The sequence below is a fragment of the Xanthomonas sp. F4 genome, from assembly GCF_011761895.1.
Genome location: NZ_JAASQX010000008.1, coordinates 193,057 through 208,996 on the forward strand (window position 1 = coordinate 193,057; position 15,940 = coordinate 208,996).

General features: G+C 66.8%; 15 protein-coding genes. 5 read left to right on the plus strand and 10 right to left on the minus strand.

The genetic code is table 11. The features are described 5' to 3' along the window. Positions 1–356: 356 nt before the first annotated feature. Positions 357–2,231 carry a S53 family peptidase gene (locus tag FHR66_RS20010; RefSeq protein ID WP_202394973.1) on the plus strand — a complete coding sequence of 625 codons (1,875 nt, stop codon included), beginning with the start codon at positions 357–359 and terminating at the stop codon, positions 2,229–2,231. A 58-nt stretch (positions 2,232–2,289) separates the two neighbouring features. On the opposite strand, the gene FHR66_RS20015 is transcribed toward FHR66_RS20010, so the two are convergent. Beyond that, positions 2,290–3,261 carry an ELM1/GtrOC1 family putative glycosyltransferase gene (locus tag FHR66_RS20015; RefSeq protein WP_160970402.1) on the minus strand — a complete coding sequence of 324 codons (972 nt, stop codon included), beginning with the start codon at positions 3,259–3,261 and terminating at the stop codon, positions 2,290–2,292. A gap of 127 nt (positions 3,262–3,388) precedes the next feature. Between FHR66_RS20015 and FHR66_RS20020 the strand changes: the two genes are divergently transcribed. Both FHR66_RS20020 and FHR66_RS20025 read left to right on the plus strand, forming a co-directional pair. Further along, entirely contained in the window at positions 3,389–3,979 is a 591-nt protein-coding gene (locus FHR66_RS20020) for a malonic semialdehyde reductase (RefSeq protein ID WP_160970404.1), read from the plus strand. Positions 3,980–4,062: 83 nt separating this feature from the next. Continuing rightward, positions 4,063–4,701, plus strand: coding sequence for a YceI family protein (locus tag FHR66_RS20025; RefSeq protein ID WP_160970406.1), 639 nt, complete (start codon positions 4,063–4,065; stop codon positions 4,699–4,701). Between the two features lie 115 nt (positions 4,702–4,816). Here FHR66_RS20025 and FHR66_RS20030 read toward each other — a convergent pair whose 3' ends face one another. The 9 genes from FHR66_RS20030 to FHR66_RS20070 all read right to left on the minus strand — a co-directional run bounded on the left by FHR66_RS20030 (position 4,817) and on the right by FHR66_RS20070 (position 11,605). Continuing rightward, positions 4,817–5,263, minus strand: coding sequence for a hypothetical protein (locus tag FHR66_RS20030; RefSeq protein WP_237475457.1), 447 nt, complete (start codon positions 5,261–5,263; stop codon positions 4,817–4,819). A gap of 24 nt (positions 5,264–5,287) precedes the next feature. Then, a complete protein-coding gene (locus tag FHR66_RS20035) occupies positions 5,288–5,548 on the minus strand; it encodes a hypothetical protein (protein ID WP_160970408.1) in 261 nt (86 codons plus the stop codon). Positions 5,549–5,559: 11 nt separating this feature from the next. Continuing rightward, entirely contained in the window at positions 5,560–6,543 is a 984-nt protein-coding gene (locus FHR66_RS20040) for a radical SAM protein (RefSeq protein WP_160970410.1), read from the minus strand. Between the two features lie 9 nt (positions 6,544–6,552). Next, positions 6,553–6,822, minus strand: a complete 270-nt coding sequence (locus FHR66_RS20045; protein WP_160970412.1) for a hypothetical protein — start codon at positions 6,820–6,822, stop codon at positions 6,553–6,555. Positions 6,823–6,982: 160 nt separating this feature from the next. Continuing rightward, positions 6,983–7,774, minus strand: coding sequence for a siderophore-interacting protein (locus FHR66_RS20050; protein WP_160970414.1), 792 nt, complete (start codon positions 7,772–7,774; stop codon positions 6,983–6,985). Between the two features lie 84 nt (positions 7,775–7,858). Next, positions 7,859–8,404: a PadR family transcriptional regulator gene (locus tag FHR66_RS20055; RefSeq protein ID WP_237475458.1), complete on the minus strand. Its 546-nt coding sequence runs from the start codon at positions 8,402–8,404 to the stop codon at positions 7,859–7,861. 404 nt (positions 8,405–8,808) lie between these two features. Beyond that, complete coding sequence (locus tag FHR66_RS20060) at positions 8,809–9,195, minus strand: STAS domain-containing protein (protein ID WP_160970416.1); 387 nt, start codon at positions 9,193–9,195, stop codon at positions 8,809–8,811. Then, a complete protein-coding gene (locus FHR66_RS20065; protein ID WP_160970418.1) occupies positions 9,192–9,632 on the minus strand; it encodes an ATP-binding protein in 441 nt (146 codons plus the stop codon). The genes FHR66_RS20060 and FHR66_RS20065 overlap by 4 nt, the downstream gene beginning before the upstream one ends. Next, complete coding sequence (locus tag FHR66_RS20070; protein WP_167088061.1) at positions 9,629–11,605, minus strand: SpoIIE family protein phosphatase; 1,977 nt, start codon at positions 11,603–11,605, stop codon at positions 9,629–9,631. Before FHR66_RS20070 ends, FHR66_RS20065 begins: the two co-directional genes overlap by 4 nt. Before the next feature lie 216 nt (positions 11,606–11,821). Here FHR66_RS20070 and aceE point away from each other — a divergent pair, with 216 nt between their 5' ends. Beyond that, positions 11,822–14,512, plus strand: coding sequence for a pyruvate dehydrogenase (acetyl-transferring), homodimeric type (gene aceE, locus FHR66_RS20075; RefSeq protein WP_160970420.1), 2,691 nt, complete (start codon positions 11,822–11,824; stop codon positions 14,510–14,512). A gap of 235 nt (positions 14,513–14,747) precedes the next feature. Continuing rightward, positions 14,748–15,938 carry a TRM11 family methyltransferase gene (locus tag FHR66_RS20080; protein WP_160970422.1) on the plus strand — a complete coding sequence of 397 codons (1,191 nt, stop codon included), beginning with the start codon at positions 14,748–14,750 and terminating at the stop codon, positions 15,936–15,938. Positions 15,939–15,940 lie beyond the last annotated feature (2 nt).

The following is a 15,940-nucleotide window of genomic DNA, read 5'->3' on the forward strand; positions in this document are numbered from 1 at the left end:
CCGATGGGAGAGGGGCTCTGGCTTCTCCCTTCTCCCCTCGGGAGAAGGTGCCCCGCAGGGGCGGATGAGGGTACGGGCGCAGCCTCGCAGCAAGCGGTCACGTGGGCGCTGCGCGCGCCGTACCCTCACCCCAACCCCTCTCCCGGTGGGAGAGGGGCTCGGCCTCTCCCTTCTCCCATCGGGAGAAGGTGCCCCGCAGGGGCGGATGAGGGTACGGGCGCAGCCTCGCAGCGATGGGTCGCTTCGCGCTCCGCATCTTCACCCCAACTCCTCTCCCGATGGGAGAGGGGCGATGAATTTCCCACCGCGAGGCCGCTACGGCCTCGTCCATTCGCTCTACCCCCGGAGAGACGCCCATGCTTGATCGCATCCGCCGTCGGCCCTTGATGGCTGCCGTGTTGTCCGCTTCCCTGCTGTGCGCGCTCGGCACCGCCAGTGCTGCGCCCGATGCCTCCATCGCGGCAATGACCGCAACCCTGCGCTCCGCGCCGGTCAGCTTCGACGTGCACCTGCCGTTGCGCGATCAGGCCGGGCTGGACGCGCTGCTGGCCGACATCCAGGATCCGGTTTCGCCGCAATACCACCACTGGCTGACGCCGGCCGAGTTCCAGCGCCGCTTCGCCCCGGCGCCGGCGCAGGTCGCGCAAGTGCGTGCCGCGCTGCAGGCCGCGCACATGAACGTCACCGAGCAGGGCACCACCCTGCATGTCAGCGCGAGTGCGGACAACGTCGAGCGGCTGTTCGCGGTGCCGCTGACCGCCGAGGTGCAGCAGGGCAACCAGGCCCGCCTCGCCGCCGCCGCTCCCTTGCAACTGCCGGCCGCGCTGCGCGACAGCGATGCGACCGTGACCGGCCTGACCCGCGGTGCGCCGCCGATGCACGTCAACTGGCAGCGCGCGTCCACCAAGAATCCCGCCAACCGCTACGGCGCCGGCGGCACGACCTACTGGTACAACGACCTCAAGCAGGCCTACGGCTATCCGTCCTACCAGGCCACGACCGGCGCGGCCGGGCAGCAGCGCCGGCTTGACGGCAGCGGCAGCACCATCGCCATCCTGATCAGCAGCGACGTGCTGGATTCGGACATCAAGGCGATGTTCGACCACGAAAACTTCAGCCGCTACGCGGCCAACCACGCCAACCCGACGCTGTACGCGCGCCACTACGTGGCCGGCGCCAAGCCGGGCCTGCAGGACGGCAACGACGCCGCGGCGGGCGAAGCCGCGCTCGATGTGGAGATGGCGCTCGGTGGCGCGCCGGGCGCGCGCGTGCTGCTGTACGTGATCCCCGATCTGACCGACGCATCGGTGCTGGCCGGCTATCGGCAGATCGTGCAGGACAACCAGGCCGACGTGGTCAGCTCCTCGTTCGGCGGCTGCGAGCTGTACTACACCGCGGCCTACAACGGCGGCAAGGATTTCACTTCGCTGCTGCGCCCCTACGATGCGGTGTTCAAGCAGGGCAACGCGCAGGGCATCACCTTCGTCGCCTCCAGCGGCGACAACGCCGGCCTGGACTGCGCCGACACGCAGTACGCGGTCGACCACAAGGACGGCCACTTCGTCGCCGGCGTCGAGCATCCGGCGGCCAGCCCGCACGTGACTGCGGTCGGTGGCGGCAACCTGCTCACCGCGTACAAGAAGGGCAGCCTGGAGTCGGGCTACAAGAGCGAAAGCGCCTACGGCGATCCGCTGGAGACCGCCGACTACTACGGCTTCGGCGCGAACCTGGCCGGCGGCTACTGGGGCGCCGGCGGCGGCGTCAGCACGTTGTTCCAGCGCCCGGCCTACCAGTTGCGTGCGCTCGGCGGCACGCGCACGTCCATGCGGACGCTGCCGGACATCGGCATGCTGGTCGGCGGCTGCCCGACGATCGCCACGCAACCCTGCCGCGACGGCGACAGCTCGGTCGCCACCTACTTCAAGGGCGGCATCGAGGCGGTGATCGGCACCAGCGTCGCCGCGCCGGAGTTCGCCAGCGCGGTCGCGCTGCTGGTGGAGAAGCAGGGCCGCCAGGGCAATCTCAACGACTACCTGTACCGCCTGGCCGCCAATGGCCCGGAGGCGCTGCATCGCGGCATCCCCGGCTACAACGGCGTGGTCGACAACAACCAGCCGATCAAGGGCAAGTACAACTACACGGTCGGCCTGGGCACGCCGGTGGTGCGGTTGCTGATCGGCGCGCTGGATGCGGCGCCGGCCGGCGTGCCGCGTTCGCCGAGCAACCCCTGAGGCGTTGGGCCCGGTTGCCGTGTCGGCGTCGTGGCAGCGACGCCGGCGCGGCGGCCGATCAGGCCAGCGCCAAGTGCTCGCGGATCAGCGCGGCTACCCGCGCGGTTTCGCGCAGCGGTTCGATGCCGGTGGCGGGCGCGTCGCCGGCATTGTCTACAGGCAGCAGTCGTCCACGTGCCTGCAGGGCGCGATGGAAATCCAGGGCACGGCCACGCGCCGTTTCCGGCATCAGCACCTGCACCGGCACGCGCGTGGCGCAGGCTTCCGACAGCAAATTCACCGAATCCGGCGTGCAGGCCAGGCGCTCGGCCCAGCCGAGCAGGCCGGCGTAGGGATTGGCGCCATCGTCAGCGCCGCACCACACAACCCCTGGCACATCGGCGAACGCGCGACGCAAGGCCGCGGCCACCGCCGGCGGCGTGCGCCGCGATGCGCTGGCGAGGATGCTGCCACCGTGCGTGCGCAACTGTGCGGCGATCGCGGCGAAGGCGGCGTGCGCCTGCGCTTCGCTCCACGGTGCCAGCCCGGATGGGCCACCGACCAACAGGCCGACGCGCGGCGAGGGCAGCGCGCCCAGCATAGGAAATGCCGCGCGCCCGGCGGCCAACCAGGCATCGTCGATGGGATGCAGGCTGCCGAGCAGGGTCAGCACGTTGGTGCCGCGCAGGCGATCGTGGGCCGGCACCACCACCACGTCCCAGTGTCGCGGATCCAGCCGCGGATCCAGGATCTGCACCACCTGGCTGCCGCGTGCCCGCAGCAGCCGCGTCGCCAGCGCCGCCTGGCGGCCGCACCCCACGGCAAGCCGCGGCGGTTGCCGCAGCGCTTCGGCGAAGGTCGCGCCGTAGGCATGCTGGGCGCCGGGAAGCCAGCGCGGCGCCAGCCAGCGCCAGGGCATGTGCGGCTGCAGCAACCGCGGCTGGATCGGTGTCGCGGCCGCAGGCGCCAACGCGGCGGCCAGCGCCTCGGCCTGGCGGGCGTTGCCGGCGCGGCCATCGCTAATCGCCCAGGTCGCGTCCGATCGTTTCACGTTTGGTAGTAATCCGTTGCATTGCGGCCGGGTGTTGCGACAATCGTGCCACTCTACACTGGCCGCCTCGCATCGGGACGGCCCCACCGGCATCCTGGCGCTTCCCTCGACCAAGGAACTTCCCCGCATGTCCGACGCCTTGCACGACGCCGCCCTCGACCAGTTGTTCCGCACCGCCCGTACCCAGAACGCGTTCCTGGACAAGCCGGTCGCCGAATACACCCTGCGCGCCCTGTACGACCTGGTGAAGTGGGGCCCGACCGCGGCCAACGGCAGCCCGGCGCGCTTCGTCTTCGTCACCTCGCCGCAGGCCAAGGAAAAGCTCAAGCCGGCGCTGTCCGAGGGCAACCTGGCCAAGACCCTGGCCGCGCCGGTCACGGTGATCGTCGCCCACGACGAGGACTTCCACGAGAAGCTGCCGTACCTGTTCCCGCACACCGACGCCAAGAGCTGGTTCGACGGCCCGCGCGAAGGCCGCAGCGAAGGCGCGTTCCGCAACGGCTCGCTGCAGGGCGCCTACCTGATCCTGGCCGCGCGTGCGCTGGGCCTGGATGCCGGCCCGATGTCCGGCTTCGACAACGCCAAGGTCGATGCCGCGTTCTTCGCAGGCACTGCGATCAAATCCAACTTCCTGGTCAACCTCGGCTACGGCGACCCCAGCGGTCTGTTCCCGCGCCTGCCGCGGCTGAGTTTCGACGAGGCCGCGCGCATCGAGTGAGCGCGCGCGTCCCGCTTCCCTGTCCCACCGCAGGCCCGCGCCTGCCGCAGTTTCGTCCCATCACCCTTTCAAGGAGTTCCACCATGACCAAGACCCGTAAACTGCTGCTCCCGCTCGCCCTGGCTCTGGCCGTCGTCGTCGTCCAGCCGGCCACCAGCGCCTTCGCCGCGCCGGCCGCCGCCGCTGCCGCCGCCAAGGGCGTCTCCGGCACCTACACGCTCGATCCGGCGCACACCGACGTGCTGGTGCAGTGGAGCCACTTCGGCTTCTCCAACCCGTCCGCGCACTTCGGCGACGTCGACGGCACCCTGGTCTACAACGCCCAGGACGTGAGCAAGTCCAGCGTCAACGTGACCCTGCCGCTGTCCGGCCTCAACAGCTTCACCGCCAAGTTCGACGAGCACCTCAAGAGCGCCGACTTCTTCGATGCCGCCAAGTTCCCGACCGCCACCTTCAAGAGCACCAAGGTGACCTCGGCCGGCGCCAACAAGCTGACCGTCGCCGGCGACCTGACCATCAAGGGCACGACCAAGCCGGTGGTGCTGGCAGTGACCCTCAACGGTGCCGGTCCGCACCCGATGAAGAAGGTGCCGGCGCTGGGCTTCGACGCCACCACCACGGTCAAGCGCAGCGACTTCGGCCTGGGCGCCTACGTGCCGAACGTCAGCGACGAGGTGAAGATCCGCATCACCACCGAAGCGCTGCAGGAAGCGGCCAAGTAAGCCGGCCTGCGCGCATGGCGGCAGCGCTTCGCGCGCTGCCGTCCGCCGCAATGCAAACGCCCGCCATCCGGCGGGCGTTTGCGTTTCTAGCCTCCACGCACTTCCTGCGGGCGGCTTACATCGCCTGTTCGATCGACAGCGCGTAGACCTGCACGCCGTAGCGGCTGAAGGTGGCGGTGGTGTCGCTACCGATGTTCATCTCCTCCAGCGGCGTGCCCTGCGCATCGGCCAGGGTGAGCCGGTAGATCGGCCCGAAGCGGGTGGTGATCTCGGTCGGGCTGATCTTCACCCGATAGGTGCCGTTGCCCTTGAGCGCCAGCGGCTCGGAGAGCTGGCCGGGAATCAGCTGCAGGTCGGTCGACGGCTGGCGCAGGTCGCCGAGGACCTGCACCGCGAAGATCTGCGTCTCGGGCAGGGCGCGGCCGACGGGAGACGACGCTTGTGGAGCGCCGGCACCGGTTGCCGCCGCAGATGCAGCAGCGGCAGGAATGATCGCAGCAATTGCAGTAGCGGCAGTGCCGAAGAGGAAATTGCGGCGGCTATCGTTCGTATGCGTGGTCATGGCGATCTACCTGATGGTTGCGCGTCAGTCCTGGCCTATGCCTGGGTCGGTAGAAATGAAGCAGGAGCCTTTGTTGTTGCAGTTGGTATTGCTCCCCAGTGAGCAGTCTTTTGTATTCGTGCATGCGGGGTTTGTCCCATTGCAAACTTCATTGGTGGCTAGCGGGCCGAAGCGCCGCGCTGCAAGCGCTTCGACCGCAGCAGCGGTAGACGCTTCCGATTCATCGAACAGCACTTCTGCATGCTTGCCTAAGGAGATGTTGCCTGGGTCGATGCGGGTTGGCATTGGGATCCATCTCAAGTGCTGGCCAGGGTGGAAAGAGGGCAGCCAAGCGTCTGTTCGGAGAGATCGGAGAATCCGCTCATCCAACGCCGCAGCTTGTCGTTCTCGATATCGATGGTGCCGTCCGCGTGCAGACGCCCCAAGTCATTGCGATCGTCATTGAGCGCGACAGTGCATTTGCCGATCTTGCCGTTGGCGCGAATCATCAGCGAGTTCGGCTTTGCCGCATAGCAGATGTACCCATCCAGGTGCTCTTCCGACAGTGGGCGTTCGTCGTTTCGGGAGCGGTCGACGCAGGACGTGATGTAGGAGATCGCTTCAAGGTAGCGGTCGCGCGGCAATATCTTTTCCCCGATCGTGCCCCCCGCACTCAAATTGGAGACCTTGTGGAAGTAAACAGAAAAACGTGCGTCGCTCAGCAACTCCCGATGCAGGCTGGCGTAGAGGCGCCGCATCGACTCGATGTTGTCCTGGTGTAGATGCAGCCGCAGCGAGATGGCGAAGTCCGCTGCCAATGACCGGTAGGCGAGGAGGTTCGACCAGATCTTCTCGAAGGTGGCGCCTTTGTTGGCGGTGATCCGTGTCCTGTCGTGCCATTCTGCGTCGCCGTCCAGCGTGATCTGGAACTCGCGGTGCCGGAGTTCGGTCAACCTTTGCAGTAGAGCCGGCTCCAGCAGGTAGCCATTGGTGGTGAAGCCCGCGCTGAACGCCACGCCGTGTTGCGCGCAAACTTCATTTGCGTGTTGGCCGATCTCCAGGACGACATCGCGCGCCAGGAGCGGTTCACCGCCGAACCAGGAGATGTTGAGCCGATCCAGGTGCGGCGCGCGATGGGCGATCAGCGCCTTGATGCCGCTGATCACGCTCGGCTGCATGCGTCCTATTGCAAAGTCTTCATAGCAATAGGTGCAGCGGAAGTTGCATTTTTCGGTCGGCAGGAGAATGAGGGACAGAATGCGCGGAGAAAGCGCTTCGGCGATGGTGGCTTCGCTCAGCATCGTTCTGCCTCAACCTGGCGGCAGAGAGCTGTTGCCACCTACGCAAGAGCCGACATTCGAGGCTTTGGAACAGTCGCCCGTATTGTTGCAGGTGTAGTTGGTGGACGAGCAGGTACCGGAGTTGGTGCATCTTCCGGCGTTTTCGCTCATGGGCCGCATGGCGTCCGCCTTCGCTGAGGCGGTCGCCGCGGCACGCAATCGATGGTTGGCGAAGTTGAGTGATCCGTCCGGGTTCAGCGTGATGCCGCGGGGATCGATATCGTGAAATGCCTTGTCCATGTGCAACCCGCCTCTCGAGATCCGTCGATGGGTAGGTGGCTTTGTAAAACCCGGGCCAGGTGAATGCTGTGACAAAACCAACAATTTACTGCCGTGTCTACGGCCTACCCTCCGGTTCTGGTTCCGGCGCCGCCTGGCGGCATGTCGGCGCCCTGGCGTGCTACTCGTCCTGATCGCCGCCCGCCTTCCAATACCCCGTCGCGCGGATCCACTCCTTGGGCACCCCCAGGTGGCCTTCGACGAACTTGCGCATCATCCGCGCGCGTGCCGATTCGCAGGCGATCCAGTAGAAGGCGTCGCCGTCGGGGACGTCGAAGTCGCGCAGGGCGCCTTCCAGCAACTGGCTGCCGCGCGCGTCCACGCCGTTGCGCTCCAGCCAGGTGATGCGCAGTTCGGCGTCGCAGTCCAGCGTCTGCCGGTCGGCGTAGCCGGGGATCTCGATCAGCGCGTCGACTTCCGCGTCGGCCGGCAGGGTTTCCAGCCAGCGGCCGATCGCCGGCAGCGCGGTCTCGTCGCCGATCAGCACGTAGGCATCGAAATCGTCGGCGGCCACGAACGAGCCGCGCGGCCCGCCGACCACCAGTGCATCGCCGGGATTGGCCTGCGCTGCCCAACGGCAGGCCGGGCCGTCGCCGTGCAGCACGAAGTCCAGGGTCAGCTCCTGCGCGTCGGCGTCGTAGTGGCGCGGGGTGTAGTCGCGGGCGGGCGAGGGCAGCGCGTCGGCCGGATACACCGGGCCGTGCTCGGTCATCGTCGGCAGCACGAACGCGCCTTCGGGATTGGGGAAGAACAGCTTGACGTGATCGTCCGGCCCGGCGCTGACGAAGCCGTCCAGCTCGGGGCCGCCGACGACGAGGCGGCGCATGTGCGGGGTCAGCGGTTGCGTGCGCAGCACCTGCAGATGACGCAGGCGCAGCGGGTGGCGCAGCAGGCGGTGTTCGTGGGTCGCCATGGGGAATCCTCGGAAGGGGGGAGGGGGTGGCGTGCGACGCGGGGCGAACAACAAAAGCACCCGCATGCTGGCTGGAAATGGGAATCAGGGGCTGCTGCCATCCATGCCGTCGGCGGCGGCATGCAACAGCGCGGCGATGCGATCGATCTCGTCCGGGTCCCAGCGCCCGTGCCGCGCCAGCAGGCCGTGCTTGATGCGGCGCAGCGCCTCGCGCACCGGCGCCGGCACGTTGGCGCGCACCAGGGCGCGCGCGCTGTGCTGGGTGCGCTGCAGCGCCGCGTCCACTTGCGCGCGCTCGGCCCGCACGAAGGCCTGGCCGGCCTCGGTGATCGCGTAGCGCTTGCGGGTGGCATCGGCATCGGCCTGCACCAGGCCCTGCGCTTCCAGTTGCGCCAGGGTCGGGTAGACCGTGCCGGCGCTGGGCGTGTACAGGCCATGGAACAGCTCGGCGACCGCGCGGATCAATTCGTAGCCGTGGCGCGGCTGGGTCTCGATCATCGCCAGCAGCAACAGCCGCAGGTCGCCGTGGCCGAGCGGGCGTGGTCCGCGGGCGCCACGGCCACGGCCAGGCCGGTCCTCTTCGAACAGGCGGTGTGCAGGGTGCGGGCCGGGGGCGTGGGGTCGTGGCATTTCGATATGTCGAATCTTATGTAGAAACGATATATCGAAGTTGGGCGGTGGGCAAGCGCCTGGTAGGGCGGGCGGTGGAGCGCTGCGGGATTGGTTCAGTCAAGACGGCAGAGCGCGCCGGTGTGCGTTGGATCTCTGCGGAGGAGCTGCCCAGGGCGCATCGGCCAGCGATGGCGCTTTGGGAATCAACTGTCATGCAGCCGCGACAAGCGAAACCGAAAGCCGACTGACACCCTCCGTCGTCGGGACTGAAGTCCCTCCCACAAGGATGCCCAGCCCCTCCCTGTAGGAGCGGCTTCAGCCGCGACGGGCGTTACCGATGACGCCTGTCGCGGCTGAAGCCGCTCCTACGACAAGCACAAAGGCAGGGCGCCCCGGGTGCAACGCACAAACGCCGCCGCCCCTCAGCCACCGCGCTCCTGCTCCAGCACCCGCCGCTGCATCTCGTCCAGGTACTCGTCCAGTTCCTGCACCGAGGTGAAGATCTCGTTCAACGGCACCGCCTTGACCACGTCGAACACCTTGCGGATCTGCGGTTGCGGGTTGACCACCAGCACCCGACCGTCGCGCGCGGCCAGCACCTTGCGCGCCTTGAAGATCGAGCGGATGCCGGCGCTGCTGATGTAGTCCAGGTGCGAGACGTCCAGCACCAGGGTGGTGATCGGCGTGGCCAGCAGCGGCGCCAGCGCCTCGTCCAGGGCCTGGTAGGTGTGGGTGTCCAGGCGCCCGCTCAGGGTGATGCGTTGGCGCTTGTCCTGCGCCGGATCGATCTGCAGGCTCAACGTGGTCATGCGGGCGACTCCTGAAGGGATGGATCGGCGGGTTGCAGCAGGACGATGCGCACGACGTTGCGGTCGCCGTCGTGGCGGTATTCCAGGCGATCGGCGAGCTGCTGCACCAGGTGCAGGCCGAGGCCGCCGATCGGGCGCTCGGCGATGTCCGCGTCCAGGTCCGGCATCGGTGCATCGCGCGGGTCGAAGGCCGGGCCGCTGTCGTGGAACTCCAGCACCAGCGCATCGGGCTGCAGGTGCACGATCACATCCACCGGCAGCGGCGCGCGGCGCAGGTGGCCGTGTTCCAGGGTGTTGCAGGCCAACTCCTCGACGATCAGCCGGGTGCGGCTGACCTGCTCGCCGCTCACGCCGTGGCGCCGCAGCGCCGCCTCCACGCTGTCGCTCAACTGCGCCAGTGCGTCCAATGCCGGTTCCATCTGCCACCGCAGCATCATCGTGTCGTCTCCCGTGCCGGATCCTGGCGTAGCCGGATCGCCAGCAGGGTAATGTCGTCGGACTGCGGTGCGGGCGCGGTGAACGCGTGCACGTCGGCCAGCACCGCAGCGCATTGCGCCTGCGCGTCGGCGCCGGGCTGCAGCGCCGCCAGCAGCCGCGCCTCGCCATAGGCCTGCTCCTGCGCATCCATCGCCTCGGTGATGCCGTCGGTGTAGCTGAGCAGGGTGGCGCCGGCGGCCAGGCGCCCGTGCAGCACCGGATAGCGCGATTGCGGCTCAAGCCCCAGCGGCGGGCCCGATTCCAGCGGCAGCAATTGCGCATGCCCGTCGGCGCCGAGCAGCAGCGGCGGCTCGTGGCCGGCGCTGGACAGCCAGTAGTCGCCGCTGTGCACGTCGATCAGCCCGCACAGCACGGTGGCGAACATGCACGGTTCGTTGCCTTCCACCAGCCGCTGCGAGGCCGCGATCAGGATCGCGTCCGGGCGCGTGTGCCGGCGCGCGGCGATCTCCAGCACGGTCATCGCCCGCGCCATGAACAGCGCCGCCGGCACGCCTTTGTCGGAGACGTCGCCGACCACGAACCACAGCAGCCCCGGTTCGGTCTCGAAGAACTGGTAGAAGTCGCCGCCCACCATCTCCGCCGGTTCCAGCAGCGCATGGGTTTCCAGATGCTTGTGGGCGCTGTCGAAGGTGCGCCCCACCGGCAGCATCGCTTGCTGGATGTCGCGCGCGATCGACAGTTCGCTCTGCATGCGCTGCCGCGCCTGCGCCAGCGTGGCGATCTCTTCCAACTGGCGCTTGATGGAGCCGCGCGCGCTGTCGAAGGCACGCGCCATCACCCCCACTTCGTCCGCGCGCTCGACGTGGCGCAGCGGGTAGTCGAACGTGCCCTGGCTGAAGTGCAGTGCCGAGTTGGTCAGATCCTCGATCGGCCGCACCAGCCGCACCGTGTAGCGGTGCAGCAGCCACAGCCACAGCGCCAGCGCCGCGGCGCCCGCCAGCGCGCCCCACAGCACGATGCGGCCCAAACCGGCCAGGATGTAGTCCTCCGACACGCTCAGCGCGAAGGTCCAGCCGGTGTCGCCGACGGGCGTGCTCTGGGTCAGGTAGCGGGTGCCATCCGGCGCGGTGTGCTCGAACCGCACCGGCGTATGCGTGTCGGCCGCCTGCGCCAGCGGCGACAGGTCCGGCCGCGCCCGCGCCACGTGCGCCTCCAGGGTGCGGCGGAAGCGCAGCGCCGGGTCCGGGTGCAGCACGAACAGCCCGTCCGGCGACAGCAGCATCGGCTGCAGCCCGCTGTTGGCCGGCAGCTCGGCGACGATGGCCTGCAGGCGCTGCAGCGGCACGTCCACGCTGACCATGCCGATCGCCGGCGCCTGCGGGCCGTCGCCGGGCAGGCGCAGCGGCAGGTTGTAGGTGGTGAGGTAGGCGCCACCGCTGCTGGCGTCGCTGTACGGCTCGGACCACCACGGCGCCGGCGCAGCCAGCGTGCGCCGATACCAGGGCATGCTGTGCAGGTCGAAGCCCAGCGTCTCTGCCGACTGCTCCTGCACGCCGCCGGCAGTGCGCCGCAGGTGCCAGGCGAAACCGCGGCCATCGTCCTTCAGGGCGCCGGGCTCGATCACCAGCAAGGCGCCGGCGATGTCCGGGTCGCCCTGCAGCGTGGCCTGCAGCAGGCTGCGCAGGTTGAACGGCTGCCGGCCCAATCCCGCCGCGGTGGCGGCCAGGGTGCGCCCGCTCACCTGCACCGAGCCCAGCGTGGCGTCCAGGCTGCGCGCGGTCTGCTGGGTCAGCCCGGCCACCTCCTCGCGCGCGTTGCGCACCATCACCTCGCGCGCGCCCACGTAGAACAGCAGGGCCAGGCCCAGCAGCAGCGCCACCTGCAGCAGGCTGCCCCACAGCAGCAGCCGCGTGCGCAAGCTATGCCGCCAGGCGACCGCGGAGGCGTCCTGCGCTGACGAGGCAAGGGCGATGGCGGCGCTCCACGGGGGCCTGGAGTTCGATCATAAGCGCAGCCGCGGCCGCCCGGCGCAGTGGCCGCCAACGCTGTCCTGCGGGGTGTCCCAGGCCAATGTGACAGTCCGTTCCATACGCCGGCGTACGAGGTCCTGAGAGGCGGTTGCGCTACACTTGCAGGCTTCGAGAAAACACATGCCATCGCGCGCGTGCGTGCGACCTACGGGAGCGTTATGAACTGGTTGAACGAGGTGCTGCAGAACGATCCGAACCCCACTGAGACCCAGGAGTGGATCGAATCGCTCAAGGCCGTCATCGATGTCGCAGGCCCCGAGCGCGCGCATCAGCTGCTGGAGGACATGGTCGAACTGACCCGTCGTTCCGGCGCCTACCTGCCGTTCTCGCCGACCACCGAGTACGTCAACACCATCTCCCCCGCCAACGAGGCCAAGAGCCCGGGCGATGCGGCCATCGAGTGGAAGATCCGCTCGATCATCCGCTGGAACGCCATGGCCACCGTGGTCCGCGCCAACCGCAAGCCGGGCGACCTGGGCGGCCACATCGCCTCCTTCGCCTCCAGCGCCACCCTGTATGACGTGGGCTTCAACCACTTCTGGCGCGCGCCCTCGGACAAGCACCCGGGCGACCTGCTGTACATCCAGGGCCACAGCTCCCCCGGCGTCTACGCCCGCGCCTTCCTGGAAGGCCGCATCAGCGAAGACCAACTCAACAACTTCCGCATGGAAGTGGACGGGCAGGGCATCTCCTCCTATCCGCACCCGTGGCTGATGCCGGACTTCTGGCAGACCCCCACCGTGTCGATGGGCCTGGGCCCGCTCAGCGCCATCTACCAGGCGCAGTTCATGAAGTACCTCGAGCACCGCGGCCTGATCGAGAAGTCCGACCGCAAGGTGTGGTGCTTCATCGGCGACGGCGAGAGCGACGAGCCCGAGACCCTGGGCGCCATCGCCCTGGCTGGCCGCGAAGGCCTGGATAACCTCATCTTCGTGGTCAACTGCAACCTGCAGCGCCTGGACGGCCCGGTGCGCGGCAACGGCAAGATCATCCAGGAGCTGGAAGGCGTGTTCCGCGGCGGCGGCTGGAACGTCATCAAGCTGCTGTGGGGCGGCTACTGGGACGCCCTGCTGGCCAAGGACACCAACGGCGTCCTCAAGAAGCTGATGATGGAAACCGTCGACGGCGAGTACCAGAACTGCAAGGCCTTCGGCGGCGCCTATACCCGTGCCAACTTCTTCGGCAAGTACCCGGAGACCGCGGCCATGGTCGCCGGCCTGTCCGACGACGACATCTGGCGCCTGAACCGCGGCGGCCACGACCCGCACAAGGTCTACGCCGCCTACCACCAGGCGGTGAACACCAAGGGCATGCCCACCGTGATCCTGGCCAAGACCGTCAAGGGCTACGGCATGGGCTCGGCCGGCGAGGCGCTGAACCCCACCCACCAGACCAAGAAGCTGGACGACGACGCCGTGCGCGCGTTCCGCGACCGCTTCAACATCCCGCTCAGCGACAAGCAGCTGGCCGACGCCGAGCAGGTGCCGTTCTACCACCCCGGCCCGGACTCGCCGGAAGTGCAGTACCTGCAGGAGCGCCGTGCCGCGATGGGCGGCTACCTGCCGCAGCGCCGCCGCAAGGCCGACCTGTCCATCCCGGCCCCGGGCCTGGACAAGTTCGAGCGCCTGCTCAAGGACAGCGGCGAGCGCACCTACTCCACCACCATGGCCTTCGTGCAGAGCCTCAACATCGCCCTGCGCGACAAGGAACTGGGCCCGCGCATCGTGCCGATCGTGGCCGACGAAGCGCGCACCTTCGGCATGGAAGGCATGTTCCGGCAGATCGGCATCTACGCTCCGTTCGGCCAGAAGTACAAGCCGGTGGACGCCGACCAGCTGATGTTCTACCGCGAAGACCAGTCCGGCCAGGTGCTGCAGCAGGGCATCAGCGAGCCGGGCGCGATCTCCTCGTGGATGGCCGCCGGCACCAGCTACTCGGTCAGCAACGTGCCGATGCTGCCGTTCTACATCTACTACTCCATGTTCGGCTTCCAGCGCGTGGGCGACATCGCCTGGCAGGCGGCGGACATGCGCACCCGCGGCTTCCTGCTCGGCGGCACCGCCGGCCGCACCACGTTGAATGGTGAAGGCCTGCAGCACGAAGACGGCTTCAGCCAGGTCATCGCCGGCTCCATCCCCAACGTGCGCAGCTACGACCCCACCTTCGGCTACGAAGTCACCGTGGTCATGCAGTACGGCATCCAGCGGATGATGCAGGAGCAGGTGGACGAGTACTACTACATCACCCTGATGAACGAGAACTACGCCCACCCGGAAATGCCGGCGGGCGCGGAAGACGGCATCATCAAGGGCATGTACCTGCTCAAGGACGCCGGCAAGCCCAAGAAGGGCGAACTGCGCGTGCAGCTGCTGGGCTCGGGCACCATCCTGCGCGAAGCCATCGCCGCCGCCGAGTTGCTGGACAAGGACTTCGGCGTCACCGCCGACATCTGGTCCTGCCCCAGCTTCAACGAACTGCGCCGCGACGGCTTCGACGCCGAGCGCTGGAACCGCCTGCACCCGGAAGGCGAACAGCGCAAGCCGTTCGTCACCCAGCTGCTGGAAGGCCGCCAGGGCCCGGCCATCGCCGCCACCGACTACGTGCGCGCCTTCGCCGACCAGATCCGCGCCTTCGTGCCGATGCACTACACCGTGCTGGGGACGGATGGGTTTGGTCGCTCGGATACGCGTGCGAACCTGCGCCGGTTCTTCGAGGTGGATCGCTACTACATCGCGCATGCCGCGATTGCGGCGTTGGCGAAGGAAGGGAAGATGACCGGCAAGGATGTGGCTCGGGCGATCAAGCAGTACAAGATTGATCCTGAGAAGGCGAATCCGGTTGGGGTTTAATCTGCCAGATTAATCGCGTTTCCAATAGGGCGGCCTCTGGTCGCCCTATTCGTTATGTAGTAATCCTCAGAGTGCCATTTCTAGAGTGGGCTATCCTAAATAGCTGCATTAGTCTACGGTCGATCTTTTGTCAACATCAAGCGCTGTGCCAACGTCCGTTCTAAGCTCCGTCGCTTCCAACTGGCTCAATCAGGTGGAAGCGGCTGCGAATACGGAGATTCGTAAGGATCTCTACATGTCCGCCATTAAAGGGGAATTTACTGGGGGGGTCTACGCACACTTAGATCGTGCATCGAGAAAAATTACAGGAGTTTTCTTCTCCGGAGACGACTGGGCAAGAATCCTCATCAAAAAAATACCCAGTGGAAGATGGAGCCGATTCGTAGATCCCAGCGCGGGTACGGGGGATCTACTGATAGCCGTCGCAGCGCGTTTCCGGAAGAAGAAAAGCTTGGCGCTGACCCTACAGAACTTGGCTAGGCGGTTGGTCGCAGTCGATCTGGAGCCAGAGTTCATAAGGCTTGTCTGGTTGCGCCTTGCTTCGCTTGCCTTAGTAAAACATGGCTTTTTTCGTAGGCCAGACATGGGTATTTTCTCTGTTCCGGATACCTTTAAGGCCGGTGATTTTCTGAGTCTGGAACTTCCTCTAAAACGAGGAGACTGCGTGATTACCAACCCCCCCTACCAGAGGATCAAGGGAGGGGCTGGAAGAAATGGAGCTGGTCTGAGATCAGCTGCTGCACTCCATTTGGAGAAAATTACGGAGAGTTGCCCCGACGGTGTTGGTATGGTTGCTCTTGTTCCAGACGTCTTGCGCTGTGGACGAAACTATCGGAAATTTAGAGATCATCTCCACGACCGCATTGCAGACCTGGAAATTGAATCGCACGGCCAGTTTTCATGCGGAGTGGATGTGGACGTGGCCATCATCTCGGGGGTAACCTGCGCGCGAGCTGCCGCAACGCGCGAGGGGGCATGCGGCAACGACAGTGTGGTGCGAATTGCGGACCACTTTAAAGTGTCAGTCGGCGCCGTTGTGCCGCATCGTGATTCAGAAGATGGGGAGCTAAGGCCATATGTCACCGCGAGATCATTGCAGAAATGGGACGTTCTGAAAGAGGTGCTTCAGTGGGCAACGTACAAGTCTAAGAGCGTGGTCGGCCCATTCGTGGTGATTAGGCGAACATCAAGCCCCTCTGATAGAAAACGCGCGGTAGCTACAGTGATAGATGTAAAGTGCCCGGTGCTAGTCGAAAATCATCTGATAGTCGTTCATCCGTTAAGCGGCGGCGTCAAAGAGTGCGAAGAGCTTATGAAAAGTCTTGAGGATCCTCGCACTGATGAGTGGCTTAACAAGCGAATGCGATGCAGACACCTGACAGTTGGTGCAATCAAGGAAATGCCATTCCATAGGAGCGGGAGGTAGCT